Below are 25131 nucleotides of genomic sequence, written 5' to 3'. Positions count from 1 at the left end.
CCCCGCCCCCCCCCCCCCCCCCCCCCCCCCCCCCCCCCCCCCCCCCCCCCCCCCCCCCCCCCCCCCCCCCCCCCCCCCCCCCCCCCCCCCCCCCCCCCCCCCCCCCCCGCGGCGCCGTGGGCGCGCTTGGGCAGCAGGTTCAGGGCGTCGTGCACCGTGTCGGTGGTGTGCAGCACGACGGGCGTCTCGAAGACGGGGTGGCGCTGCTTGACCCAGGCCACGACCTCGGCGACGACGTCGAGGGGCACGTCCTGCGGCAGCACGGCCACCCCGCCGCGACGGGCGACGGTCTCGGCCATGCGCCGGCCGGAGACGGCGGTCATGTTCGCCACGACGAGCGGCACGGTGGTGCCGGTGCCGTCGGCGGTGGCGAGGTCCACGTCCAGGCGGGAGACGACCGAGGACCGTTCCGGCGCCAGGAAGACGTCGTTGTAGGTCAGGTCGTGGGCGGGCCGCTGCCCGTCGAGGAAACGCACCCCTCCAGGGTAGGTGCGCGGCGGGGCCGGTCGGATCGGGTGGAGGGCTCGTGCACGTGGGGCCCGCGCCCGGCCGCACCGGCGCGCCACGGCCTACCCTCGGGGTCCATGAGCACGGGCACCTCCCCCGCCGGCGGCGCCGCGGGCGCACCCACCCCCTCCCGCACGGCCGTGGTCGTCGAGGACGAGCCGACCATCGCCGACGCCGTGGCGCGGCGCCTGCGCGCCGAGGGCTACGACGTCCAGACGGCCGGTGACGGCCCCGGCGGCGTGGAGCTGTGCGAGCGGGTGGACCCCGACGTCGTGGTCCTGGACGTCATGCTCCCGGGCTTCGACGGCCTGGAGGTGTGCCGGCGGGTGCAGGCGTCGCGGCCGGTGCCGGTCCTCATGCTCACCGCGCGCGACGACGAGACCGACAAGCTCGTCGGCCTGGGCGTGGGCGCGGACGACTACATGACCAAGCCGTTCTCCATGCGCGAGCTCGTGGCCCGCGTCAACGCCCTGGTGCGCCGGGTGGAGCGGGCCCGGCAGCTGGTGGGCACCCCCGCGGCGGCCGGCACGCTGACCTTCCCCGTCGACGGCGGTGAGCTGGTGGTCGACCGCGACCAGCGCCGGGTGCGCCGCTCGGGCGCCGAGGTGCACCTGACGCCCACGGAGTTCGACCTGCTGGTGTGCCTGGCGGCGTCGCCGCGCACCGTCCTGACGCGCGAGAAGCTGCTGGAGGAGGTGTGGGACTGGGCCGACGCGTCCGGCACCCGCACCGTCGACAGCCACGTCAAGGCGCTGCGGCGCAAGCTGGGGGCGGACCTGGTGCGCACGGTGCACGGCGTGGGCTACGCCTTCGAGCCCGCCGGGCCCGCTCCCGCGGAGGGCGCGCCGTGAGCGGCGGCGAGCGCGGTGCGGGCCCGCCGCCGCACGCGGGCACGGGGCTCACGGGGCCGATCCCGCTGACCGGAGCGGCCCGCGACGCGCGCGTGCGGGCCCGGGAGGGCGTGCGCGGCGACGCCGGGCCGGCCCGCCCGTCCCGGCGCAGCTGGCCGGACGTGCGCCCGCTGGACCCGGTGCACTCGCTGAAGACGAAGCTGGCGCTGCTGGTCGCGGCGTCGGTGACGGTGGCCTCCCTGCTGGTGTGGGCGGGGCTGCGGCTGGACCAGCTGCGCATCGGGCCCCGCTACACGCTGCCGCTGGCGATCGTCATCACGCTGGTCTTCACGCAGCTGCTGGCGCGAGGCATGACCTCGCCGCTGCGGGAGATGACCGCGGCCGCGCGCGCCATGGCCACCGGGGACTACTCCCGGCGGGTGCGTTCCACGAGCAGCGACGAGGTGGGCGAGCTGGCCGACGCCTTCAACCGGATGGCGCAGGACCTGGAGGCCGTGGACCGCGAGCGCCGCGAGCTGGTCGCGAACGTGAGCCACGAGCTGCGCACCCCCGTCTCGGCGCTGCACGCGGTGATGGAGAACCTCGTGGACGGGGTCACCGAGCCGGACCGCGAGACCCTCGGCACGGCGCTGGCGCAGACGGAGCGGCTGGGCCGGCTGGTGGAGCAGCTGCTCGACCTGTCCCGGCTGGACGCGGGCGCCGTGTCGCTGGACCGCGAGGAGCTGGCGCTGGAGCCGTTCCTGCAGCAGGCGACGCGGGCGATGTCGATGACGGGCCGGGACGTGCGGTACGTCGTGGACGTGGACCCGCCGGGGCTGAGCGTGGAGGTGGACTCCGCACGCCTGCACCAGGTGGTGGCGAACCTGCTGGACAACGCCTCGCGGCACTCCCCGGCGGGCGGCACGGTGGTGGTCTCGGCGCACGCCGCCGGGCCGGTGGTGCGCATCAGCGTGCAGGACGAGGGCCCGGGCATCGCCGACGCCGATCGCGAGCGGGTGTTCGAGCGCTTCCAGCGCGGCAGCGCCCGCACCGACGGCGGCACGGGGCTGGGCCTGGCCATCGCGCGCTGGGCGGTGCAGCTGCACGGCGGCACGATCCGGGTGGGGCCGACTCCTCCGGACGGCGGGTGCCGCATCGACGTGAACCTGCCGCGCGAGGTGGCACCGGGTCGCTGACCCCGCGCACGGGTGGCCGGTCCCTGCACGGACCGTCACCAATGTCACGCTCCGTGCTTACGCGGCAGCGTGGAGTCGTTCCGCGACGGCCGGAAGCGCGAGATAGGGTGGTGGGGCGCCCGCGTAGCCCGACCCGAGGAAGAAGGCGACAACGCCGTGCCTCAGCAGCCCTCGCCCCACGAGGACAAGCTCGCCACGTTCGGTCCGAACGAGTGGCTCGTCGACGAGCTGTACGAGCAGTACCTGCAGGACAAGCACTCCGTCGACGAGGCCTGGTGGGACTTCTTCGCCGACTACAACCCGGCGGAGAACCCCGCCGGGTCCACCACGGCGGCACCGCCGGCGAACGGCGCCGGATCCGCGCACGGCGCCGGCGGCGGCACCACCGAGGGCGCCGGCACCAGCAACGGCACCGGCAGCAGCGCCGCGCACGGTCCGGGCGACGGCTCCCGGAACGGCTCGCCCGACGCTCACCGCCGGCCCGCCGCGGCGAGCGCCCCGGCGGACGCGTCGACGGGCGGCACCACCGGCGCAGCACCCGCACCCGCGAAGACCGCTCCCCCCGCACCGCGGCCCGCTCCCGCCGGGACGGCTCCGGCGAGGACCACCCCCGTGAAGGCGGCACCGGCCGCCCCGGCGCGGTCGGCGTTCCCCGGGAGCGACACGGTGGAGAAGCTGCGCGGCCCCGCCGCGCGCGTGGTGACGAACATGGAGGAGTCGCTCGAGGTCCCCACGGCCACGAGCGTGCGGGCGGTCCCGGCGAAGCTGCTGGTCGACAACCGCATCGTCATCAACAACCACCTCAAGCGGGCCCGCGGCGGCAAGGTCTCCTTCACGCACCTCATCGGGTACGCGCTCGTCGAGGCCCTGGGGCAGATGCCCTCGATGAACGCGGCGTACGCGCTGGACGAGAAGGGCAAGCCCGCCGTCCTGCACCCCGCGCACGTCAACCTCGGCATCGCGATCGACCTGCCGAAGCCGGACGGCTCGCGCCAGTTGATGGTGCCGGCGGTCAAGGAGTGCGAGACCAAGGACTTCGCGGAGTTCTGGGCCGCCTACGAGGACGTGGTGCGCCGTGCCCGCGCGGGCAAGCTCACCGCGGACGACTTCTCCGGCACCACGATCAGCCTGACCAACCCCGGCACGATCGGCACGGTCCACTCGGTGCCCCGGCTGGTCAAGGGCCAGGGCGCGATCATCGGCGTCGGCGCGATGGAGTACCCGGCCGAGTACCAGGGCGCCAGCGAGGAGACCCTGACCCGCCTGGCCGTCAGCAAGGTCATCACGCTGACCTCCACCTACGACCACCGGATCATCCAGGGCGCGGGCTCCGGCGAGTTCCTGCGGATCGTGCACGCCAAGCTGCTCGGCGAGGACGGCTTCTACGACCGCGTCTTCCGGGCGCTGCACATCCCGTACCAGCCGATCCGCTGGACCGCGGACATCTCGGTCTCGCACGACGACCAGATCAACAAGACCGCCCGGGTGGTCGAGCTGATCCACGCCTACCGGGTGCGCGGCCACCTCATGGCCGACACCGACCCGCTGGAGTACCGCCAGCGCGTCCACCCGGACCTGGAGATCGAGTCGCACGGCCTGACGCTGTGGGACCTGGACCGCGAGTTCCCCACGGGCGGCTTCGGCGGCAAGGCGCACATGAAGCTGCGCGACGTGCTCGGCGTGCTGCGCGACTCCTACTGCCGCACCGTCGGCATCGAGTACATGCACATCCAGGACCCCGAGCAGCGCCGCTGGATCCAGGACCGCGTGGAGCGCCCGTACGCCAAGCCGAGCGTGCGCGAGCAGCTGCGGATCCTGCGCCGCCTGAACGCCGCGGAGGCGTTCGAGACGTTCCTGCAGACCAAGTACGTCGGGCAGAAGCGCTTCTCCCTGGAGGGCGGGGAGTCCGTGATCCCGCTGCTGGACGCGCTGCTGTCGCGCGCGGCCACCGCCGGGCTGGACGAGGTGTGCCTGGGCATGGCGCACCGCGGTCGGCTGAACGTCCTGACGAACATCGCCGGCAAGAGCTACAGCCAGGTGTTCCGCGAGTTCGAGGGCGTGCAGGACCCCCGCACCGTCCAGGGCTCCGGGGACGTGAAGTACCACCTGGGCACCGAGGGCACCTTCACCGGCGAGGACGGCGAGCAGACGAAGGTCTACGTCGCGGCGAACCCCTCGCACCTGGAGGCCGTGGACCCGGTGCTGGAGGGCGTGGCGCGCGCCAAGCAGGACCGCCTGAACAAGGCGGGCGCCTCCTTCCCGGTGCTGCCGGTCCTGCTGCACGGCGACGCCGCGTTCGCCGGCCAGGGCGTGGTGGCCGAGACGCTGAACCTGTCGCAGCTGCGCGGGTACCGCACCGGCGGCACCGTGCACGTGGTCATCAACAACCAGGTCGGGTTCACCACCGCCCCGGCGTCGGCCCGCTCGTCGGTGTACGCCACCGACGTCGGCCGCATGATCCAGGCACCGATCTTCCACGTGAACGGGGACGACCCCGAGGCGTGCGTGCGGGTGGCGCAGCTGGCGTTCGAGTTCCGGCAGGAGTTCGACAAGGACGTCGTCATCGACATGGTCTGCTACCGCCGGCGCGGCCACAACGAGGGCGACGACCCGTCGATGACGCAGCCGCTGATGTACAACCTCATCGAGAAGAAGCGCAGCGTCCGCAAGAGCTACACCGAGCAGCTCATCGGCCGCGGCGACATCACGGTGGAGGACGCCGAGGAGGCGCTGCGCGACTACTCCGCGCAGCTGGAGCGCGCCTTCGCCGAGACGAGGAACGGCGGGGCCGCCGCGGGCGACGGCGACAGCCGCGGCGGTCTGGAACGCCCGAGCGCGCAGGAGGCCGACGACCAGGCCCCGCACACCACCCGGCCCACCGCCGTGGACGCCTCGGTGCTCGAGCACATCGGGGAGGTCCAGGCGAACCCGCCGGAGGGCTTCACCGTCCACCCCAAGCTGCGCCAGCTGCTGGACAAGCGCCTGCAGATGGTGCGCGAGGGCGGCATCGACTGGGGCTGGGGCGAGCTGCTGGCGTTCGGCTCGCTCCTGATGGAGGGCACCCCGGTGCGCCTGGCCGGGCAGGACTCCCGGCGCGGCACGTTCGTCTCGCGCCACGCGGTGCTCACCGACCGGGTGACCGGTGACGAGTGGACGCCCCTGCTGTACCTGGGCCGCGAGGGCGCCGAGCAGGCGAAGTTCTGGATCTACGACTCGCTGCTGAGCGAGTACGCGGCCATGGGCTTCGAGTACGGCTACTCCGTGGAGCGTCCCGACGCGCTGGTGCTGTGGGAGGCGCAGTTCGGCGACTTCTTCAACGGCGCGCAGACCGTCATCGACGAGTTCATCGCGGCCGGCGAGCAGAAGTGGGGCCAGCGCTCCTCGGTGGTGCTGCTGCTGCCGCACGGCTACGAGGGCCAGGGCCCGGACCACTCCTCCGGCCGCATCGAGCGGTTCCTGCAGCTGTGCGCCGAGGACAACATGACGGTCGCCGTGCCCTCGACGCCCGCCAGCTACTTCCACCTGCTGCGCCGCCAGGCGTACGCCCGCCCGCGCCGCCCGCTGATCGTCTTCACCCCGAAGTCGATGCTGCGGCTGAAGGCGGCGCAGTCGGCGGTGGAGGACTTCACCTCCGGCACCTTCCGCGAGGTGATCGGCGACGAGAGCGGCCTGGACCCGCAGGCGGTCGACCGCGTGCTGCTGTGCAGCGGCAAGGTGTACTGGGACCTGCTCGCCGAGCGCACCAAGCGCGGCGACGAGCGCACCGCGATCGTGCGGGTGGAGCAGCTGGCTCCCCTGCCGGTGGACGCGCTGCTGGAGGTCGCGGGCGCCCACCCCGACGCCGAGCTCGTGTGGGTCCAGGAGGAGCCGGCGAACCAGGGCGGCTGGCAGCACGTGGCGATGAACCTGTACAGCCACGTCGGCCCCCGCCTGCGCCGCGTCTCGCGCCCGGCGTCGGCCTCGCCGGCGGCCGGGTCGGCCAAGCGTCACCAGGCCGAGCAGCAGCAGCTCGTGGCGGACGCCTTCGACCGCTGAGCCGCAGCACGACGACGCCCCCGCCGCACCGCTCGGGCGGCGGGGGCGTCGTCGTCGGCCGGACCGGGGCCCGGGAGGTGGACCGCGTGGCGGTGCCGGCGCCACGGGAGCACTACCCTGGCTCGCGCACTCCCCCGACCGACGACAGGAGCACCACACCCGTGCGCGAGGACCAGCTGTGAACGGCCGCTACGACGTGCGGGTGTGCCTGGTGGGCGACGAGTTCGTGACCGGCGTGGGCGATCCGCGGGCGCTGGGCTGGGTGGGCCGCGTGTCGGCCCGCACGCCCCGCGACGACCGCGACATCACCCTGTACCCGCTGGGCGTGCCGGGCGAGACCACCACCGACCTCAACGCGCGCTGGCGCGACGAGACGACCCGCCGCTTCACCGGCGGTGACGAGCACCGCCTCGTCGTGGGGCTCGGCCACGCCGACCTGGACGCCGGCACCACGCTGGCGCGCAGCCGCCTGAACCTGGCCAACATCCTCGACGAGTGCGAGGCGCGGGGGCTGCCGACCCTCGTGGTGGGCCCCACCCCCGTCGCCGACGAGGACCGCAACGACCGCATCGGCGACCTCGCCGACGCGTTCGCCGACGTGTGCGCGCGCCGGCGGGTCGTCTACGTCGACACGTTCTCCCCGCTGGCCGCCCACGAGGACTGGTACGCCGACCTGGCCGCCAGTGACGGTGTGCACCCCGGCCAGGCCGGGTACGGGCTGCTGGCGTGGCTGGTGCTGCACAGCGGCTGGTACGACTGGCTGGGTGTCCCGCAGCCCTGAGGCGCCCGGCCGGGCGGTGCGGGCCGCGCTCCGGCCCCCGCGTCAGAGCACGCCCCGCCAGTAGCGCTCGGGGGCGTCGAGGAAGAAGCGCCACTCGCGCACCACCTCCAGCTCCTCCCACGCCACCGGCGCCAGGCCGTGCCCGTCGAGCTGGAGCACGTGGGCACCCGGCAGCGCGGTCAGCAGCGGCGAGTGGGTGGCGCACAGCACCTGTCGCCCCTCGGCGGCCGCGCCGGCCAGCGCGGCACCCAGCAGCAGCTGGTTCTCGAACGACAGCGCCGACTCGGGCTCGTCGAGCAGCAGGACCGGCGCCTCGCGCACCCACCGGCTGCGCAGGAGCACCTCGGTGAACCCCTCCCCGTGGCTGAGGCGGTGCAGCGGGTGGGGCGGCGGTGGCCCCTCGCCCGGGTGCGCGGCCTCCTCGAGGTAGGTGTAGAAGCGGTGCGCGGTCTCGGCGCGCAGGAAGAACGCCGGTCCGCGCCGCCCGGGCGAGCGCACCGCGCGCAGCCGGTCGGCGAGCCCGGAGCGGTCGGCGCCGCGGCCGCGGTCCGCGCCGGCCAGGTGGGCGGCCGAACCGCCCTCGGGGTGCACGCCCAGCACCTCCGCGACCGCCTCGACGACGGTGGACTTGCCCGTGCCGTTGGCGCCGACGAGGAACGTCACCCCGGCGGGCAGCTCCAGCCCCTCGCGCAGCAGCTGCGCCACGGCCGGCACCGAATCTGGCCAGGCGCCGGGGTCGACCGGGGCGCCCGGGACGCGCTCGACGCGGCGCACGGGCCGGGCGGGGGGCGGTTCCTGGGTCGGCACGCGGACCACCCTGCCGCAGCCCACCGACACCCGCCGGGCACGCTGCGCGAGCGCGCGGGTGGACCGTGCTGCACCCGTGTGACATCCGCGTAACGAACCCCTCGCGAGAGGGCCGCCGTGCGTCGGCGGTCCCCGCGGTGGTCCACACTGTCCTGGCTCACCACGACTCCGGAGGTACGTCCGTGCTCCTCAGCACTCCCCGCAGGTCGATCCTCGGTGCCGCAGGCACCGTCGCGCTCGGCGCCCTGGCGCTGGCCGGGTGCGGGTCCGACTCGCTGTCCGGGGGCTCGTCCGCGTCCTCGGCGCCGGCCGCGGCCCCCGAGGTCGCCGCCGACCCGGCGCTGACCGCGATGCTGCCGCAGTCCGTGCAGGACTCGGGCGTGCTGCGCGTGGGCACCAACGCCGAGTACGCGCCCAACGAGTTCCTGCGCGGCGGGGAGGTCGTCGGCATGGACATCGACCTGATGGACGCCGTGGCCGCCAAGCTGGGGGTCGAGGCCGAGTACCAGAACGCCGGGTTCGACACCCTCATCACCGGCGTGCAGGGCAACCGCTACGACGCGGCGATCTCCTCGTTCACCGTCAACGCCGAGCGGCTGCAGCAGGTGAACATGGTCCAGTACTTCAACGCCGGCACCCAGTGGGCGGTGCGCGAGGGCAACCCCGACGGGATCGACCCGGAGTCCCCCTGCGGCGCGACCGTCGCCGTCCAGAACGGCACCGTGCAGGCCGACGTGGACCTGCCCGCCCGCCAGCAGGCGTGCGCCGACGCGGGCCGACCCGCCCTCGACGTGGTCCCCTTCGACTCCCAGCAGGACGCCACCGCGGCGCTCGCGCAGGGTCGGGTGCAGGCCGTGCTGGCCGACTCCCCCGTCCTGGGGTACGCCGTGCAGCAGACCGAGGGCATCGAGCTGGTCGGCGACGTGTACGACGCCGCCCCCTACGGCGTCGTCGTGCCGAAGGAGCAGACGCAGACCGCCGAGGCGATCTCGCAGGCGTTCCAGGCCCTCGCCGAGGAGGGCGCCTACGACGCCGCGATCGAGGCGTGGGGCGCGCAGGACGGCGCCGTGGACGAGTTCCCGGTGAACCCGGCGCAGTGAGCGAGCACGGCTCCGTCGAGGACGCCCGTCCCGGGCGGATCGACGCGGTGGAGGTGCGCCACCCGTGGCGGTGGGTGGCGCTGGCGGTCATCGCGGTGCTCGTCGCGATGCTCGCGCACCTGCTGGTGACCAGCCCGGCGTTCGACTGGGCGTTCACCCTGGAGGTGATGAACCAGACGGCGGTCATCCGCGGGCTGCTGCTGGGCACCCTGCTCATGACGGTGCTGGCCATGGTCGTCGCCGTCGTCGTCGGTGTCCTCCTGGCGATCGCCCGGCTGTCGGACAACCCGCTCCTGTCGGGCGCTGCGTGGGTGTACACGTGGTTCTTCCGCTCGATCCCCCGCTACGTGCTGCTGTTCCTCACCGGAACCCTCGGGGCCCTGTTCGCGGACGGGCTCTCGCTCGGCGTGCCGTTCGACTTCCTGCTCACCGACGCCCTCGGCACGCCGGAGCTGCGGTTCTTCTCCGTGGACCAGGCGACGGTTTACGCATGGCTCGGCGGGTACGCCGGCGGCGTGCTGGCGCTGGGGTTGTCCGAGGCCGCGTACATGGCGGAGATCGCGCGCGCCGGCCTGCTCAGCGTCGACCGGGGCCAGCACGAGGCCGCCGCCGCGCTGGGCATGACCCGGCGGCAGGTGATGCGCCGGGTCGTCCTGCCGCAGGCGATGCGCGTCATCGTGCCGCCGACGGGCAACGAGGTCATCGCGATGGTGAAGGACACCTCGCTGCTCAGCGCGCTGCCGGTGACCGTGGAGCTCTTCTACCAGGTCACGCTGATCAGCGGCCGCACGTACCAGGTGCTGCCCGCGCTGGCTTCGGCGGTGATCTACTACCTCGTCCTGACCAGCGTGCTGATGGTCGGGCAGCACTTCCTGGAACGGCGCTTCGGGCGCGGGTTCGGCGGGGGGCCGGCCGCGCGCCCCGCAGCGGCCGGCGTCGCCGTCGGACCGGGGGCGCAGAAGTGAGCGCCCCCGGCGCCCCGGCGCCCCTCGTGCAGGCGGTGAACGTCCACAAGTCGTTCGGGCACGTGGAGGTGCTGCGCGGCGTGGACCTCGATGTGCACGCCGGCGAGGTCGTGTGCCTGCTGGGCCCCTCCGGGTCGGGCAAGACGACCTTCCTGCGGTGCATCAACGCCCTGGAACGCATCGACGGCGGGCGCATCCGGGTCGACGGCGAGCTCATCGGCCTGGAGGAGCGCGGCGGGCGTCTGCACCGCCTGACCGACGAGCGCACCGCCCGCCAGCGGCGCGACATCGGCATGGTGTTCCAGCGCTTCAACCTCTTCCCGCACATGACGGCGCTGGAGAACGTCGTCGAGGCGCCCGTGCACGTGCGCGGCGTCGGCAGGGCCGAGGCCCGGGAGCAGGCGCTGGCCCTGCTGGAGCGCGTCGGACTGGGCGACCGGGTGGGCAACTACCCCGCGCAGCTGTCCGGTGGGCAGCAGCAGCGGGTGGCGATCGCCCGGGCGCTGGCGATGCAGCCCAAGCTCATGCTCTTCGACGAGCCGACCTCCGCGCTGGACCCCGAGCTCGTCGGGGAGGTGCTGGCGGTGATGCGCGAGCTGGCCGCGGAGGGCACCACGATGATCGTGGTGACCCACGAGGTGGCGTTCGCCCGCGAGGTCGCCGACCAGGTGGTGTTCATGGACGGCGGCATCGTCGTCGAGCACGGCTCGCCCGCGGACGTCATCGGCGCCCCGCGCCACGAGCGCACCCGCACGTTCCTGGCGCGGGTGCGCGAGGAGGGCTGAGCCGCCGGGGGGGCCGGCCTCAGTGCGAGGCCGGCCGCCTGGTGGTCGCCGGCTCCGGCAGCGTCCCCGTCCGCAGCACGTCGTCGGCGACGTCGCGCAGCTTCCGGTTGGCGTGCTGCGACACCCTGCGCAGCTCGCCCAGCGCCTGGTCGCGGGTCAGCTTGCCCAGCGCCATGAGGATGCCGACGGCGGCGCCGATGTCGCGGTTGGAGGCGACGGCCTCCTGCAGGTTCGACGCGCGCTCGCGGTGGCCGTGGGCGGCGGTGCTCGCCGCGGCCAGCGCGGCGACGACGTCGATCCGGGCACGCCGGGCGGCGTCGAAGCCGCGCGGGTGGTCGGCGTACAGGTTCACGCCGGCGGCCCACTCCAGCTCGTCCTCGGCGACCAGCGGCACGGACAGCACGCTGGCGGCCCCGGCCTCGCTCATCCCCACCGCGGCCCGCGGCCACCGGGCGTCGCGCCGCAGGTCCGGGACGTCGACGACGTGCCCGGAGGCGATCGCCTCCAGGCAGGGCCCCTCACCCGCGCCGTACTGCACCTCGTCGGCCCGCAGGGCGAGGGGGTGGGAACTCACGGTCGTCGACGCCCGCGAGCCGCGGCGCACGGTCACGCTGACCCCCGCCAGGCCGGGCGCGGCCGTCAGGCACGCGGCGACGACCGCCTCGTGCGCCTGCTCCGAGGTCTGCGCGCGGCGGACGTCCGCGAGCAGCTGCTGGGCGATGACCGCGAGGGCGACCACTGGTTCTTCGGGGGTCGTCGGGTCGGTCACCGACGTCACGCCTGGCCTCCACCGGCTGTGGTTACGAGGCTCTCGCTTGAACCGTGTGGTCCACCACCCTAGTGGACCGCCGCCCCGCCGCCGAACGCGGGCCGCGGCGGCCCCGCGGCGTCCACGGGGCCCGCGGGCCCCACGACGAGCTCCTCCGACACCGCCCGCGACACGCACGGCATGACGAACGCGGAGCGCTCCTGCTCGGTCAGGACGAGGTCGCGGTGCTCGGCCTCGCCGGACAGCAGCCGCAGCCGGCAGGTCCCGCAGGTCCCCGAGGCGCACGAGGCGTCCACCGCGATCCCGGCGCCGGCCAGCGCCGCCAGCAGCGTCGCGTCCGCGCCCACCGGGACGCGCGCGCCCGTGGGCGCCCACACCGCGGTGAAGGGGGTGCGGCGCCCGCCCAGGGCGTCCACACCGGCGAAGTCCTCCACGTGCACGCGGCTGGGCCGCCAGTGCACCGTCAGGGCCAGGACCTCCTGGACGAGCTCGGTGGGCCCGCAGCAGTACACGCGGGCGTCGTCGTCCGGCTCGGCCAGGTACGGCCACAGGTCCAGCCGGCCGTGCAGGGAGCTGTGGTGCAGCACCGCGCCGTCGGTGGCGAACTCGTCGAGGAACGCGGTCTCCCCCGGGCTGCGCGTCAGGTACAGGACGGTGACCTGCGCACCGCCGCGGGCGCGCAGCTCGCCCACCATCGAGCGGACCGGGGTGATGCCGATGCCGCCGGCGATGAACAGGTACCGCCGCGCGCGGCGCAGCGGAAAGGCGTTGGCGGGCTCGGAGACGGCCAGCTCGTCACCGACGGCGACGTCGTCGTGCATGCTCACCGACCCGCCGCGGCCCGCCACGTCGCGGCGCACGCACAGCACGTACCGCTGCGGGGCGCGCGACCCGGGCTCGACGAGGCTGTAGCTGCGGCGGTGCCCCGCCGGGGTGCTCACGGCGACGTGCGCGCCGCTGCGGTACCCGGGCAGCGGGCCGCCGGCCGGGTCCACCAGCACGAAGCGGCGCACCGAGGGCGTCAGGTCCTCCGTCTCGGCGACCCGCAGCCGCAGGTCCTCACCCACGCACCCCACCGCCCACGGCGAGCGTCCCGCCGGAGAGGACCCGCACGTAGAGGCCCATGACCTCGCGACCGTGGTGGCGCGAGAGCAGTTGCGGCACCGGCAGGTCGCGCCGGCCGGTGCCGGGCTCGACCTCGGTGGCGGCGCACCGGACCGTGGGCTTCTCCCCGCGCACCCGCACGCCGCCGAGGGTGAACTTGCGGCCGACGAGGTCCAGCTCGCTCCAGGCGGGCAGGCCGTCGACGTGCACGTTGGCCCGGAAGCGCAGCGGGTCCACGGCGGCACCGACGCGACCGGCGAACTCGCGCACCGAGGCGAGGTTGAGCACCGAGACGAGCTCCATCGCCTCGTCGCCGCCCGGGGCGGTGTCGGTGAAGCGCCGGCCCTCCTCGTGCGCCCACACCGGCAGCACCCCGGCCGGCAGGTCCAGGACCCGCGCGAACAGCTCCAGCACCCGCCGCACGCCCTCGCCGGTGCGCAGGTCGGCCCGCAGCACCTCGTGCTCGCGCACGGCGACCGTGAACACGCCCGTGGCGGTGTCCAGGTGGGTGCGCAGCCCCGCCAGCCGGGCCTCGTCGACCAGGACGAAGAACTGGCGCTTGGAGATGCCGCGGCGCACCCCCGGCGCGTACTCCCCGCCCGGGCGGGCCAGGGCCAGGACGCGGTCGAAGGGCAGGGCCCGGCCCGCGCTCAGCTCCACCTCGTGCAGCGGCTGCGGGCTCAGGCCCTTGACCGGGTACACGTGCAGCGCCTCCACCCGGGCACCGGTGCTGTCCACCGCCGTCGTCACGGCGCCACCGTAGCGAGCGCCGGCGGCGGGCCCGGGGGGTGGCGACCGCGGCCGGTGCGGCCCGGACCCGGCTGCGCGGAGCGCGGTGAGCACTACCCTGCTCACCGTGACGAGCGTCGTGGGCACAGCCGGTGAGAAGCGCATCCTGGTGGCCGCCCTGGAGGAGCAGCGCCGGGCGGTCCTGTGGAAGCTGGAGGACCTGGACGACGAGCGCCTGCGGCAGCCCCTCGTGCCCTCGGGGACCTCGCTGCTGGGCATCGCCAAGCACCTGGCCTCGGTGGAGAACGGCTGGTTCGGGCGCACGTTCGGTCGGGCGAACGAGGAGGTGCCCGACGAGTCCCTGGCAGAGGACCCGCACGCGGAGTGGCGCATCCACCCCTGGGAGACCACCGAGGGCGTCCTCGCCTACTACGCGCGGGCCCGCGCCGCCTCCGACGCGGTGGTCGCCGACCTCAAGCTCACCGACCGGGGCACCGACCGGCACGGCGCGGCGGTCTCGCTGCGCTGGGTCCTGGTGCACATGGTGCAGGAGACCGCCCGGCACGCCGGGCACGCCGACGTGCTGCGCGAGCTGCTCGACGGCCGCACCGGCGAGCGCCCGGCGTCCTGAGGCACCCCGGCACCGTGGCCCGGGCGAACTTCTCCCCCCGGGGGACGAAGATCCCGGCCGCGGGTGCCGATGGGGGGCCGTGGCCTCCTCGCTGCGCTCCCAGCTCCTGGTCCCCGGCGTCGGGGCCGTCGCCGTCACCGCCGGCCTGCTCAGCGCGCTGAGCGCCTGGCAGGTGGGCGAGCTGGCCGACGCGACCTCGGGCGACGTGCAGGCGATGTCCGAGCAGTCCCTGCGCGACGCCGGTGGGCAGGTGCTGACCACCGTGGCGACCCAGGCCGTCGCGGTGCAGTCGCAGCTGGACGGCGACCTGCGCATCACCGACGAGCGGCTGCTGTCCATGGGCGCGCCCCGCCTGGAGGGCAGTGCCACGTGGACGGCGACGAACCAGGTCACCAAGGAGGTCACCCGGGTGACGCTCCCGCAGCTGCGCTTCGGCGACACGTGGCTGGGGCAGGAGTCCGACCCGGCCGCCGCCGTCCCGGGCGTGGACGCCGTCGCCCGCCTGACCGGTGCGGCCGTCACCGTCTTCCAGCGCGTCGGCCAGACCGGCGACATGCTGCGGGTGGCGACCACCGTCGTCGGGGCGAACGGCGAGCGCGCCATCGGCACGTACATCCCCGCGGTGAAGGAGGACGGCAGCGCCACACCCGTCGTGGCGGCGCTGCTGGCCGGCGAGACCTACCACGGCACCGCGACGGTCGTGGACCAGCAGTACGTCACCGTCTACGAGCCACTGCTCGTCGACGGCGAGGTCGCCGGCGCCGTCTTCGTGGGCCTGCCGCAGGCCGACGTCACCGACGACCTGCGCGCACGGCTGGCCGAGGCGACCGTGGGGCGCACCGGGCAGTACGCCGTCTTCTCCAGCGCCGCCGCCTCCCGCGGCACGGCCGTGGTCGCCCCTGAGGGCACCGCCGACGGCGACGCGGTGCTCGACGCGCGCGACGCGAACGGCGACGCCTACGTGGAGCGCCTGCTGGAGCTGGCCGCGGACCTGCCCGACGGCGGCTTCACCACCATCACCGTCGAACTGCCCTCCGGCCCGCAGACGGTCGGCGTGTCCCGCTACGCCCCCTACGACTGGGTGGTCACCAGCTGGCTGCCGGACGCGGACACCGCCGCCGTCACCGACCGCATCGAGGGTGAGCGCACCGCCCTGGTGCGCGACAACGTGCTGGCCGGGCTGGCGATCGCCGCCGTCCTGGGCGTGCTGATCGCCGTGCTCGCCCGGGGCCTGGTGCGCCGCATCGAGCGCCTGACGGGCGTCCTGCGCCGCGTCGCCGCGCGCGACCTGTCGGTGGCCGCGGCCGCCGACGGGCGAGGCGACGAGCTCGCCGAGATGGGCAGCGCCCTGGACGACGCGGTGAACGGCATGCGCGAGGCGGTCACGGCGATGAGCCGCGGCGCCGGCCGCCTGACGGGCACCGCCGCCTCGCTGGAGAGCGCCAGCGCGCAGCTGGCCGAGACCGCCGACAGCACGGCCACCGACATCACGCAGGTCGCCGGGGACGCCGGCGGCGTCTCCGAGGGCGTGCGCGACGTCGCCGAGGCCGTCGAGCAGCTGCGCGCGGCCGCCGACGAGGTCTCCTCCACGACCAGCGGCGTCACGGTCGTGGCGGGCGAGGCCGTGCAGCTGGCCCGCACCGCCACCGGGACCGTGGAGCGGCTGGGCGGCTCGTCCCAGCAGATCGCCGAGGTGCTGCGCACCATCACCGCGATCGCGGGGCAGACGAACCTGCTCGCGCTGAACGCCACCATCGAGGCCGCGCGCGCCGGGGAGGCGGGCGCCGGGTTCGCCGTCGTGGCCGAGGAGGTCAAGGAGCTGGCGCGCCAGACCGCGCAGGCCACCGAGGAGATCGCCCCGACCCTGACGGCCGTGCAGGCCGAGGCGGCGGCGGTGCGCGCCGACATCGACTCCATCTCGCGCACGATCGCGCACATCGACGCCCAGCAGGCCACGATCGCCTCGGCGGTGGCCCAGCAGCTGGCGACGACCACCTCGATCGGGGTGACGCTGCAGTGCGCGGCCACCAGTTCCGGCGGCATCGCCGGGGCGCTGTCGGCCGCGGCGGGCTCGGTGACCGGCACCACCGAGCAGGTCGGGTCGGTGCGCTCGGCGGTCTCGGAGCTGGGTCAGGTCGCCGCCGACCTGGACGCCGTGACCCGCCAGTTCACCCTCTGACGGCCCGGCGAGGGCGTGGCGCGGGGCCGGTCCGTCAGACGCGGGGGTGGGAGGCGGCCCGCGCCCCCGTCGACGCGCCCGGCCCCGGCGGCTCGAAGCGGCGCTGCAGCTCCAGGGTGACGGCGTAGCCGTAGACCGTCAGCGCCGTCAGCACCCACAGCCACAGGCAGACCGCCACAGCCCCGCCCACCTGCGTGTAACCGCCGAACGGCGAGCCGAGGTCGACGGGGATGGCCAGGAACAACACGAAGCCCTGCAGGAACCCGGAGACGAACGCCCCGGTGGCGTAGGCGCCCCACAGGCTGGCCCGCCAGCCGGTGCGCACCGGGCCCAGCACCCGGTAGACGTACAGCAGCACCGGCGAGACCACGAGCCAGTCGACGTTGAGGGCGACGTACACGGCCAGCGCGGTGCCCCACGCCCCGGAACCGAACCAGCGCGCCAGGAAGGGGGCGACCTCCAGCACCGCCAGGAACCCCACGGGCGCCAGCAGCAGCAGCGGCGCAGCGCGCAGCCGCACGCCCCAGGCGCCGGCGCGCCCGCGCACCGGCCGCGGCGGCGGGGCGGGGTGCCGGGCGCTGACGCGGGCGAAACCCCGTCGCAGCCCCTCGCCGTACACGGTGGCCGGGACGAGCGCGAAGACCACCGCGCCCCAGCCGACGTCCACGGCGGTGCGCACCAGGTCACCCACCACGCGGCCGGCGCCCTGCGCGGAGGGCAGCGCCTGCCCGACGGCGTCGCCGAGCTCGACCACGCGCTCGGGACCGAGCACGAGGGCCAGCAGCCGCACCGCGACGACCAGGGAGGGCACCAGGGCGATCGCGGCGTAGAACGTCACGCCGGCGGAGACCAGGAACAGGTCGTGCCCCAGCAGGCGCCCGCGGACGTCGGCGAACAGCGAGCGCAGCCACGCGGCGCGGCCCACCGCGGCGCGGCTCACGCGCCGGCCGGGACGGCCTGCGCGGGCACGACCCCGGCAGGTGGGTGCGTCGCGGGCGGGTGCGCCGGGGGCAGCGTGATGGGGGTGGCCCGGGGGGCGCGGGCGCCGCGGTAGGAGCGGCGGTAGGCGGTCGGCGTGGTGCCCACCAGGCGCACGAAGTGCTGGCGCAGCATCGCCGCGGAGGAGAACCCGCAGCGGCGGGCGACCTCGTCGACGCCCTCATCGCCGTCCTCCAGCAGCAGCCGGGCCGCACCGATGCGCTGCTCCAGCAGCCAGCGGTGCGGGGTGACGCCGGTCTCGGCGCGGAAGCGGCGGGCGAAGGTGCGCGGCGACATGGCCGCCGAGCGCGCCCAGCGGGCGACGTCGACCTCCTCGTCCAGGTGGGCGGCCGCCCAGGCCAGGGCCCGCTGCAGGGACTCGTCGGCGCAGGGCCGCACGGGCGCCTCGACGTACTGGGCCTGGCCGCCGTCGCGGTGCGGGGGCACGACCATGCGCCGGGCGATGGCGGTGGCCACGGCGCTGCCGTGGTGCTCGCGCACCAGGTGCAGGCACAGGTCGATGCCGGCCGCGGTGCCTGCGCTGGTGGCGATGGGCCCGTCCTGGACGTAGAGGACGTCGGGGACGACCTGCACGGCGGGGAACTCCCGGGCCAGCCGGGCGGCGTAGCGGTGGTGGGTCGTGGCGCGCCGGCCGTCGAGGTAGCCGCCGCGGGCCAGGGTGAAGGCGCCGCTGCACAGGCTGGCGACGGTGGCTCCCCGGGCGAGGGCGGCGTCCAGGTGGGGGGCCAGGACCGCGACGTCCGGCCCGTGCAGCGACTGCGAGGGGCCGATGACGACCAGGTCGGCGGCGTCGACCGGGTCGAGCCCGTGGTCGGGGGTCAGGGTGAAGCCCTGGGCGGAGCGCACGGGCGCCCCGCCGGGCGAGCAGACGGTGAAGTCGAAGGCGGGCACGCCGTCCTCGGTGCGGTCGATGCCGAAGACCTCGCAGCCGATGGCGAACTCGAAGGTCGAGAAGCCCTCGCCGACGACCACGGCGACCGAGCGCAGGGGGTGCACGGGGGCAGTCTGCCAGCGCCGGCCGGAGTTGGCAGGATGGCGACGAACATCGGCAGGACTGCCACTCGGCGCCGCGGGCGCACCGCGGCACGCTCAGCGCATGGACTTCTCCGACTGGTTCTGGCTCACCGTCCTCGTCGTCCCCCCGGCACTGGGCCCGCTGGCCTGGTCGCGGCACGCCGGCACCCGCGCCCCGCTCGAGTGGAGCCTCAGGCCAGCAGCCCGAGACGCCGCAGCTCCACCCCGAGGTCGTGCGGGCTCGTGGCAGCCTGCTGGGCGTCCTCCAGCGTGACCACGCCGTCGCGCACCAGCGCCACGAGGTGCTGGTCGAAGGTCTGCATCTGGTAGTACGCGCCCTCGCGGATGAGGTCCGTGATGTGGTGGGTCTTGTCCGGGTCCGCGATGGCGTCGGCGATGCGCCCGGTGTTCACGCAGACCTCCATCACGACGCACCGGCCCCGGCCGTCGGCGCGCGGCACCAGCCGCTGGCACACGATGCCGCGCAGCGAACCCGCGAGCGCCAGGCGCACCTGCTTCTGCTCGTGCGGGGGGAAGAAGTCGATGATCCGCGAGATCGTCTCCGCCGCGTCGATCGTGTGCAGCGTCGACATCACGAAGTGCCCGGTCCCCGCCGCCGAGAGGGCCGCCTTGACCGTCTCGGTGTCGCGCATCTCACCGACGAGGATGACGTCGGGGTCCTGGCGCATCGCCGCGCGCAGGGCGGTGGCGAAGTCCGCGGTGTCCAGGCGCACCTCGCGCTGGCTGACGATCGAGCGGTTGTCGTCGTGGAGGATCTCGATGGGGTCCTCGATGGTGACGATGTGGCTCTCCCGCACGGTGTTGACGTGGTCGATCATCCCGGCCAGCGTCGTCGTCTTGCCCGAGCCGGTGGGGCCGGTGACCAGCAGCAGGCCGCGGTGCTCCAGCGCCAGCTGCTCCAGCACCGGCGGCACGCCCAGCCCCGACAGCGGCACCGCCCTGGCCGCCACGCGGCGCAGCACGAGACCCACGGCACCGCGCTGGCGGAAGGCGTTGACGCGGAAGCGACCACCCCCGCCCGGCGGGCTGTGCGCGAAGTCGGCCTCGCTGGTGCGGGCGAACTCCTCGACCAGGTCGGGGCGCAGGATCTGCCGCAGCATCTCCTCGGTGTCCTCCGCCGTCAGGGTCGGCGCCTGCAGCTGACGCAGCCGCCCGTCGATGCGCACGCGCGGCGGGGACCCGGCCTTGCAGTGCAGGTCCGAGCCCCGCAGCTCCACCAGCGCCCGCAGGTACGGGGCGATGAGGGGCTCGGGCGCCTCCGGGGCCACCCGTCCCGCGGGCACCGCCGGGGTCTGCGCGATCGTCACCCAGCCCGCATCGGGCACCCCGGGCCCGACCTTGAGCACCCCTCACCCCGTGGGACCATGGGCACCGGAGATCTCGACGAGGGAGGAGCAGCTCATGAGCAAGCGAGGCCGCAAGCGCCGCTCGCGCAAGGGCAACGCCGCGAACCACGGCAAGCGCCCCAACGCCTGAACGGGCGCCGCGGAGCGCGAGAGAGGCCCCGGACCGGCAGGTCCGGGGCCTCTCGCCGTCCTGCGGCGGGTGCGGGGCTCAGCGCACCGAGGCGCTGACCTCGGTGATCTGCACGAGGATGCGCGTGCGCAGCTGGGTGGGCGCCGCCTCGCAGGGGCAGCCCTCGCGGATGGCCCGCTTGAGCTGCTCGTCCTCGGCGAGCTGCGCCACGCAGCTGACGCACTCGAGCAGGTGGGCCTTCAGCCGCTCGCAGTCGAGCTCGGCCATCTCCCCGTCGAGGTACTCGAACGCACGCTCGAGGACCTCGCGGCACTCCTGCTTCAGCTGACCCTCGGCGGTGGCGCCCTCGCGCTCTCGGGAACCGCTCACGACGCCGCCTCCTTCTCCCGCCCGGTGGCACCCGACACGCCCCGGCCCACCGCGTAGTCGCGCAGCAGCTCGCGCAGCTGGCGCCGGCCGCGGTGCAGTCGCGACATCACGGTCCCGATGGGGGTGCCCATGATCTCGGCGATCTCCTTGTAGGCGAAGCCCTCCACGTCGGCGAGGTACACCGCCATGCGGAAGTCCTCCGGCACCTGCTGCAGGGCGCGCTTGACGTCGGAGTCGGGGAGGTGGTCCAGCGCCTCGGTCTCCGCCGAGCGCAGACCCGAGGAGGTGTGCGACTCCGCCCGCGCCAGCTGCCAGTCCTCGATCTCGTCGGAGTGGGACTGCTGCGGCTCGCGCTGCTTCTTGCGGTACGTGTTGATGTACGTGTTCGTCAGGATCCGGTACAGCCAGGCCTTGAGGTTCGTGCCAGGCGCGTACTGGTGGAACGCCCCGTAGGCCTTGGCGAAGGCGTCCTGGACGAGGTCCTCGGCGTCGGAGGGGTTGCGCGTCATGCGCAGCGCCGCGGAGTACAGCTGGTCGAGGAAGGGCAGGGCGTCGCGCTCGAAGCGCGCCGCCCGCTCGTCGGCCGTCTCCTCCGAGGGTGCCCTCGAGGTCTGTTCGGTCATCGGTCCCGAGCCTAGGCCCTCACCGCGCCGCGCGCTCAGGGCGCCCGTCGTCCGGCCGGGGCGACTGTCGTCGCGCCGGCCCGGCGGTCCCGCGGCGGGGCGGGACGCGGTGCGGGACGCGGTGCGGGCACCGGTCTTGTCAGCCACCAGCATGACCGCCACAACGCCGCCGCCGGGAGCGCCATTCCGCCGGGCGCTCCCGCGCTCCCCCGCCGCGGGAGCGGGCTCACGCGCCGACGACCTCCCCCGTGCGCAGGTCCACGACGCCGCGCAGGTGCGCGGCGGGCACCTCCGCCAGCAGGTGCGGGCCGTCCTGGCGCACGTCGCCCACCGCCCGCGGCACGGGGTGCGCGCGCAGGCTCGTGGCGAACTGGTCGCGAGGGACCGCGCCGAGCAGCGCGCCCACGTCCTCGGCGTCGTCGAGGGTGGGGTCGAGCCAGGCGTCGCGCAGGTCGGGCGGCACGACCAGCGGCATCCGCGCGCGCAGCCGGTCCAGGCCGGGCTCGGCCGCCGTGGTGACGACCGCGAAGCTGACCAGCCAGCGGGCGGGGTCGCCCGGCGCCCCGGCCGGGTCCCGCCAGAACTCGTACACGCCCGCCAGCGACAGCACCGAGCCGTCGGCGGCGGAGACGGCGAACGGCTGCTTGAGGGGCTCACCCGCGTCGTCGCGGGCGACGGGGCTGACCTGCCACTCGTACCAGGCGTCGACCGGCACCAGGCAGCGGCGGGCCAGCGCCGCCTGCGCGAAGGACGGCTTCTCCAGCAGCGTCTCGGCGCGGGCGTTCAGCGCCCGCGGCCCGCCGGAGGCGTCCTTCGACCACGACGGCACCAGGCCCCAGCGCAGGGCGCGCAGGGAGCGGCTGGGCGGGGCGTCCGGCTCCCCCTTGCGGAAGCGCTCGAGGACCACGGGGGGCGCGGTGGTGGGCGCGACGTTGGCCGAGCGCAGGGGACCGCCGGGCCCCAGGGCCACCTCCTCGACCTCGAACCCCTCGACCAGCTCGTCGACGTCTCGCTGCAGGGCGTACCGACCGCACACGGGGAGCACCCTGGCACGCGCCGCCGACACGGTGCACCGGCGCGGACCACGCGCCGACCACGCGCGGACCCGGCAGGTGCGCCCGGCGCGCGGGTGCGGTAGGCAACTCCCATGACTCTGGTGCGACGTGTGGCCCGACCGATGCTCGCCGCGGTCTTCATCAAGACCGGCATCGACCAGGTGCGCCGGGCGCCCGACCTGGCGCCTGCCGCCGAGCCCGTGACCGAGCGGCTCGCGGGGCCGCTGCAGCTGCCGCAGGACCCGGTGCTGCTGGTGCGTCTGAACGGCGCCGCGATGGCCGGTGCCGGCGTGCTCTTCGGCCTGGGCCGGGCGCCCCGGCTCGCGGCGGCCGTGCTGGCGGCCACCGCGGCCCCCACCGCGTACGTCGCCCACCCCTTCTGGACCGAGAAGGACCGCGCCGTGCGCTCGGAGGTCCTGGGCGACTTCCTCAAGGACGTCGGCCTGCTCGGCGCCGCGCTGCTGGCCGCCGTGGACACCGCCGGCAAGCCGGGCGTGCTGTGGCGGGCGGGCCGTGCCGGGCGGGACGCCAAGCGGCTGGCCGGCGTGGCGGCCCGCGAGGCCGCCCACGCCGCCGAGGCGGGCCGCAAGGACCTGCAGCTGGCGGCCGCCAAGGTCGGTTGACCCGCCGCGCCCCCGCGGGCCGGCTCCCCCGGCGGTCCCGGCCCGCGGGTCGAGGACCGTCGGGGGTTGCTGCGAGGATGCCCGCGTGAGCCCGACGACCGCCGACGCCGTCCCCCCGTCACGACCGGACCGGCCCGCGCCGGAGCTGTGGCCCGCTCCTCGCGCCACCGGCCCGCTGGACGCCGTGGTCCCCGTGCCCGGCTCGAAGTCGCTGACGAACCGCTACCTCGTGGTGGCCGCCCTCGCCGAGCGCCCCTCGCTGCTGCGCGCGCCCCTCGTCTCACGCGACACGCTGCTCATGGCCGACGGCCTGCGCGCCCTGGGCGCCGACGTGGTCGTCGGCGGGCTGGGGGTGGAAGGCGTGGACGAGGGCGACTGGCTCGTGCACCCCGGGCCCGTGACCGGCGGCGGGCGCGTCGACTGCGGCCTGGCCGGCACCGTCATGCGCTTCCTGCCCCCCGTCGCGGCGCTGGCCGAGCAGCCGGTGGCGTTCGACGGCGACCCCCGCGCGCGCGAGCGCCCCATGGGTGCCGTGCTCGACGGCCTGCGCCAGCTCGGCGCGGTGGTGGAGGACGGCGGCCGCGGGCTGCTGCCCTTCACGGTGCGGGGCCCGGCCGGGGGCCTGCGCGGCGGGCCGGTGCGCATCGACGCCTCCGGTTCCAGCCAGTTCGTCTCGGCCCTGCTGCTGGTGGGAGCGCGCTGCCGCGACGGGCTGGAGGTCGTCCACGACGGCCCGGAGCTGCCCAGCGCCCCCCACGTGCGGATGACCGTGGAGGTGCTGCGCGACGCGGGCGTCGTGGTGGACGACGCCACCCCGGGGCGCTGGGCGGTGGAGCCCGGCGAGGTCAACGCCCTGGACGTGCACGTCGAGCCGGACCTGTCGAACGCCGGCCCGTTCCTGGCCGCGGCGGCCGTCGCCGGTGGGCGGGTGCGGGTGCCGGGCTGGCCGCAGGCCACCACCCAGGCCGGGGACCTGCTGCGCGACGTGCTCGACCAGATGGGCGCGGACGTGACCCTCGACCGCGAGGGCCTGGTGGTGCAGGGCACCGGCGAGCTGTACGGGCTGGACCTCGACCTGCGCGAGGCCGGGGAGCTGGCCCCGGTCATCACCGCGCTGGCGGCGCTGGCCTCCACCCCGACGCGGCTGCGCGGCATCGCGCACCTGCGCGGGCACGAGACCGACCGCCTCGCCGCGCTGGTCACCGAGGTGAACTCCCTCGGCGGCGACGCCGAGGAGACCGCCGACGGGCTGCTGGTGCGCCCGCGGCCGCTGCACGGCGGGGTGTTCCGCACCTACGCCGACCACCGGATGGCCACCGCCGGCGCCGTGCTCGGACTGGCCGTCGAGGGGGTGCTCGTGGAGGACGTGGCGACGACGGGCAAGACGCTGCCGGACTTCCCCGGCATGTGGACGGCCATGGTCGCGGGGGCCTGAGCAGGTGGGTGCAGCGTGAGCGAGCGCCGTCGCCGCTACGACGAGGACGACGTCCGGGTGCGGCCGAACCCGCGCGGCTCGCGCCCGCGCACCAAGGAGCGCCCCGCGCACGCCGACGCGGTGCCCGCGCTCGTGGTGGCGGTGGACCGGGGCCGGTCCACCTGCCTGGCCGAGCCGGGCACGCCGGCCGAGCGGACGGTCACGGCGATGCGGGCGCGCGAGCTGGGCCGCACCGGCGTCGTCGTGGGCGACCGGGTGGGCCTGGTGGGCGACACCTCCGGGCGCACCGACACCCTGGCGCGCATCGTGCGCATCGAGGAGCGCCGCACGGTGCTGCGCCGCACCGCCGACGACACCGACCCGGTGGAGCGCGTGGTGGTGGCCAATGCGGACCAGCTCGTGGTGGTGACGGCCGTGGCCGACCCCGAGCCGCGCGCTCGCATGGTGGACCGCTGCCTGGTGGCGGCGTACGTGGCGGGGATGCGCCCGCTGCTGTGCCTGACCAAGGGGGACCTGCGCCCGGCGCAGGAGGTCCTGTCGACGTGGGCCCCGCTGGGCCTGGACGCCGTGGTGACCTCCCGGGGGCCCGGTGGGGCGCTGGTGGGCCTGGAGGGGGTGCTCGAGCGGCTGCGCGGGCGCACCAGCGTGCTCGTGGGGCACTCCGGGGTGGGCAAGTCCACGCTGGTCAACGCCCTGGTGCCCGACGCCGGGCGCGCCACGGGCCACGTCAACGCCGTCACCGGCCGCGGCCGGCACACCTCCACGTCGATGGCCGCGCTCCGGCTGCCGGACGGCGACGGCTGGGTCGTGGACACCCCGGGGGTGCGCTCCTTCGGCCTGGCGCACGTGGACCCCGAGGCGGTCCTGAGCGCGTTCCCCGACCTGGCGGCGGGCGAGGAGGCGTGCCCGCGCGGCTGCACGCACGACGAGCCGGACTGCGCGCTGGACGGGTGGGTCGAGCAGGGGCGCGCCGGGACGGCCGGGCCGGCGCGGCTGGCGTCGTTCCGGCGACTGCTGTCCGCGCGCCGCGGCGAGGAGCGTGACGACGAGCGCCCTCGTGAGCGGGACCGCGACCACGCGCACGACAGGGACTGACAC

At 75.6% G+C, this 25131-nt stretch carries 24 protein-coding genes; 13 read left to right on the top strand and 11 right to left on the bottom strand.

Annotated features, from left to right (window positions below):
• A partial coding sequence (locus ACRYR8_RS10345) for an IMP dehydrogenase (protein ID WP_432484396.1) occupies positions 1 to 476 on the bottom strand: 476 nt, incomplete at its 3' end.
• 108 nt (positions 477 to 584) lie between these two features.
• On the opposite strand from ACRYR8_RS10345, the gene ACRYR8_RS10340 reads away from it, so the two are divergent.
• The 4 genes from ACRYR8_RS10340 (at position 585) to ACRYR8_RS10325 (ending at position 7349) form a co-directional block, all read left to right on the top strand.
• The gene (locus tag ACRYR8_RS10340; RefSeq protein ID WP_432484078.1) at positions 585 to 1358 is read left to right on the top strand and encodes a response regulator transcription factor; all 774 of its coding nucleotides are present in this window, start codon (positions 585 to 587) and stop codon (positions 1356 to 1358) included.
• Complete coding sequence (locus tag ACRYR8_RS10335) at positions 1355 to 2533, top strand: sensor histidine kinase (protein ID WP_432484080.1); 1179 nt, start codon at positions 1355 to 1357, stop codon at positions 2531 to 2533. Before ACRYR8_RS10340 ends, ACRYR8_RS10335 begins: the two co-directional genes overlap by 4 nt.
• 156 nt (positions 2534 to 2689) lie before the next feature.
• On the top strand, positions 2690 to 6568 hold the full coding sequence (locus ACRYR8_RS10330) for a multifunctional oxoglutarate decarboxylase/oxoglutarate dehydrogenase thiamine pyrophosphate-binding subunit/dihydrolipoyllysine-residue succinyltransferase subunit (RefSeq protein WP_432484082.1): 3879 nt from the start codon (positions 2690 to 2692) through the stop codon (positions 6566 to 6568).
• Between the two features lie 178 nt (positions 6569 to 6746).
• The gene (locus ACRYR8_RS10325; protein WP_432484084.1) at positions 6747 to 7349 is read left to right on the top strand and encodes a GDSL-type esterase/lipase family protein; all 603 of its coding nucleotides are present in this window, start codon (positions 6747 to 6749) and stop codon (positions 7347 to 7349) included.
• A gap of 42 nt (positions 7350 to 7391) precedes the next feature.
• Here ACRYR8_RS10325 and ACRYR8_RS10320 read toward each other — a convergent pair whose 3' ends face one another.
• The gene (locus ACRYR8_RS10320; protein ID WP_432484086.1) at positions 7392 to 8156 is read right to left on the bottom strand and encodes an AAA family ATPase; all 765 of its coding nucleotides are present in this window, start codon (positions 8154 to 8156) and stop codon (positions 7392 to 7394) included.
• Between the two features lie 182 nt (positions 8157 to 8338).
• Here ACRYR8_RS10320 and ACRYR8_RS10315 point away from each other — a divergent pair, with 182 nt between their 5' ends.
• From ACRYR8_RS10315 to ACRYR8_RS10305, 3 genes are read left to right on the top strand one after another with little or no spacing between them, the layout of a single operon-like run.
• The gene (locus ACRYR8_RS10315; RefSeq protein WP_432484088.1) at positions 8339 to 9256 is read left to right on the top strand and encodes an ABC transporter substrate-binding protein; all 918 of its coding nucleotides are present in this window, start codon (positions 8339 to 8341) and stop codon (positions 9254 to 9256) included.
• Positions 9253 to 10221, top strand: a complete 969-nt coding sequence (locus tag ACRYR8_RS10310; RefSeq protein WP_432484090.1) for an amino acid ABC transporter permease — start codon at positions 9253 to 9255, stop codon at positions 10219 to 10221. Before ACRYR8_RS10315 ends, ACRYR8_RS10310 begins: the two co-directional genes overlap by 4 nt.
• Positions 10218 to 11006 carry an amino acid ABC transporter ATP-binding protein gene (locus tag ACRYR8_RS10305; protein ID WP_432484092.1) on the top strand — a complete coding sequence of 263 codons (789 nt, stop codon included), beginning with the start codon at positions 10218 to 10220 and terminating at the stop codon, positions 11004 to 11006. The genes ACRYR8_RS10310 and ACRYR8_RS10305 overlap by 4 nt, the downstream gene beginning before the upstream one ends.
• A 19-nt stretch (positions 11007 to 11025) precedes the next feature.
• On the opposite strand, the gene ACRYR8_RS10300 is transcribed toward ACRYR8_RS10305, so the two are convergent.
• From ACRYR8_RS10300 to ACRYR8_RS10290, 3 genes are read right to left on the bottom strand one after another with little or no spacing between them, the layout of a single operon-like run.
• The gene (locus ACRYR8_RS10300; RefSeq protein WP_432484094.1) at positions 11026 to 11784 is read right to left on the bottom strand and encodes a GAF and ANTAR domain-containing protein; all 759 of its coding nucleotides are present in this window, start codon (positions 11782 to 11784) and stop codon (positions 11026 to 11028) included.
• A 59-nt stretch (positions 11785 to 11843) separates the two neighbouring features.
• The gene (locus ACRYR8_RS10295; RefSeq protein WP_432484096.1) at positions 11844 to 12842 is read right to left on the bottom strand and encodes a PDR/VanB family oxidoreductase; all 999 of its coding nucleotides are present in this window, start codon (positions 12840 to 12842) and stop codon (positions 11844 to 11846) included.
• The gene (locus ACRYR8_RS10290) at positions 12835 to 13629 is read right to left on the bottom strand and encodes an MOSC domain-containing protein (protein ID WP_432484098.1); all 795 of its coding nucleotides are present in this window, start codon (positions 13627 to 13629) and stop codon (positions 12835 to 12837) included. The genes ACRYR8_RS10295 and ACRYR8_RS10290 overlap by 8 nt, the downstream gene beginning before the upstream one ends.
• A 106-nt stretch (positions 13630 to 13735) precedes the next feature.
• Between ACRYR8_RS10290 and ACRYR8_RS10285 the strand changes: the two genes are divergently transcribed.
• Entirely contained in the window at positions 13736 to 14239 is a 504-nt protein-coding gene (locus tag ACRYR8_RS10285) for a DinB family protein (RefSeq protein ID WP_432484100.1), read from the top strand.
• Between the two features lie 79 nt (positions 14240 to 14318).
• Positions 14319 to 16418, top strand: coding sequence for a methyl-accepting chemotaxis protein (locus ACRYR8_RS10280; RefSeq protein ID WP_432484102.1), 2100 nt, complete (start codon positions 14319 to 14321; stop codon positions 16416 to 16418).
• A gap of 34 nt (positions 16419 to 16452) precedes the next feature.
• Here the strand turns inward: ACRYR8_RS10280 and ACRYR8_RS10275 are convergent, their stop codons facing one another.
• The 3 genes from ACRYR8_RS10275 to ACRYR8_RS10265 form a co-directional block, all read right to left on the bottom strand.
• A complete protein-coding gene (locus ACRYR8_RS10275; protein WP_432484104.1) occupies positions 16453 to 17358 on the bottom strand; it encodes a YihY/virulence factor BrkB family protein in 906 nt (301 codons plus the stop codon).
• Positions 17355 to 18413, bottom strand: a complete 1059-nt coding sequence (locus tag ACRYR8_RS10270) for a GlxA family transcriptional regulator (RefSeq protein WP_432484106.1) — start codon at positions 18411 to 18413, stop codon at positions 17355 to 17357. Before ACRYR8_RS10270 ends, ACRYR8_RS10275 begins: the two co-directional genes overlap by 4 nt.
• 209 nt (positions 18414 to 18622) lie before the next feature.
• A complete protein-coding gene (locus tag ACRYR8_RS10265; RefSeq protein ID WP_432484398.1) occupies positions 18623 to 19720 on the bottom strand; it encodes a type IV pilus twitching motility protein PilT in 1098 nt (365 codons plus the stop codon).
• 133 nt (positions 19721 to 19853) lie between these two features.
• Here ACRYR8_RS10265 and ACRYR8_RS10260 point away from each other — a divergent pair, with 133 nt between their 5' ends.
• Positions 19854 to 19928, top strand: coding sequence for a 50S ribosomal protein bL37 (locus ACRYR8_RS10260; protein WP_099052597.1), 75 nt, complete (start codon positions 19854 to 19856; stop codon positions 19926 to 19928).
• Between the two features lie 78 nt (positions 19929 to 20006).
• On the opposite strand, the gene rsrA is transcribed toward ACRYR8_RS10260, so the two are convergent.
• The 3 genes from rsrA to ACRYR8_RS10245 form a co-directional block, all read right to left on the bottom strand.
• Positions 20007 to 20297 carry a mycothiol system anti-sigma-R factor gene (gene rsrA, locus ACRYR8_RS10255; protein WP_432484108.1) on the bottom strand — a complete coding sequence of 97 codons (291 nt, stop codon included), beginning with the start codon at positions 20295 to 20297 and terminating at the stop codon, positions 20007 to 20009.
• Positions 20294 to 21073 (bottom strand): sigma-70 family RNA polymerase sigma factor, encoded by a 780-nt coding sequence (locus ACRYR8_RS10250; protein ID WP_432484110.1) that lies wholly within the window; start codon positions 21071 to 21073, stop codon positions 20294 to 20296. Before ACRYR8_RS10250 ends, rsrA begins: the two co-directional genes overlap by 4 nt.
• A 73-nt stretch (positions 21074 to 21146) precedes the next feature.
• On the bottom strand, positions 21147 to 21956 hold the full coding sequence (locus ACRYR8_RS10245) for an SOS response-associated peptidase (RefSeq protein WP_432484112.1): 810 nt from the start codon (positions 21954 to 21956) through the stop codon (positions 21147 to 21149).
• Positions 21957 to 22085: 129 nt separating this feature from the next.
• Here ACRYR8_RS10245 and ACRYR8_RS10240 point away from each other — a divergent pair, with 129 nt between their 5' ends.
• The 3 genes from ACRYR8_RS10240 to rsgA all read left to right on the top strand — a co-directional run bounded on the left by ACRYR8_RS10240 (position 22086) and on the right by rsgA (position 25128).
• Positions 22086 to 22598 carry a DoxX family membrane protein gene (locus tag ACRYR8_RS10240; protein ID WP_432484114.1) on the top strand — a complete coding sequence of 171 codons (513 nt, stop codon included), beginning with the start codon at positions 22086 to 22088 and terminating at the stop codon, positions 22596 to 22598.
• Positions 22599 to 22683: 85 nt separating this feature from the next.
• On the top strand, positions 22684 to 24033 hold the full coding sequence (aroA, locus tag ACRYR8_RS10235; RefSeq protein WP_432484116.1) for a 3-phosphoshikimate 1-carboxyvinyltransferase: 1350 nt from the start codon (positions 22684 to 22686) through the stop codon (positions 24031 to 24033).
• A gap of 15 nt (positions 24034 to 24048) precedes the next feature.
• Positions 24049 to 25128, top strand: a complete 1080-nt coding sequence (rsgA, locus tag ACRYR8_RS10230; protein WP_432484118.1) for a ribosome small subunit-dependent GTPase A — start codon at positions 24049 to 24051, stop codon at positions 25126 to 25128.
• Positions 25129 to 25131 lie beyond the last annotated feature (3 nt).

The organism is Kineococcus esterisolvens, from assembly GCF_050871405.1.
GTDB lineage: Bacteria > Actinomycetota > Actinomycetes > Actinomycetales > Kineococcaceae > Kineococcus.
The sequence above is the reverse complement of the archived record's forward strand: the minus strand, read 5'-3'. Positions and strand labels throughout refer to the sequence as shown.

Bases quoted from the DNA above. Each gene is read 5' to 3' on its own strand.
- ACRYR8_RS10340 (WP_432484078.1), top strand. From the start codon at position 585: ATGAGCACGGGCACCTCCCCCGCCGGCGGCGCCGCGGGCGCACCCACC.
- ACRYR8_RS10250 (WP_432484110.1), bottom strand. From the start codon at position 21,073: ATGCTGGTGGCTGACAAGACCGGTGCCCGCACCGCGTCCCGCACCGCG.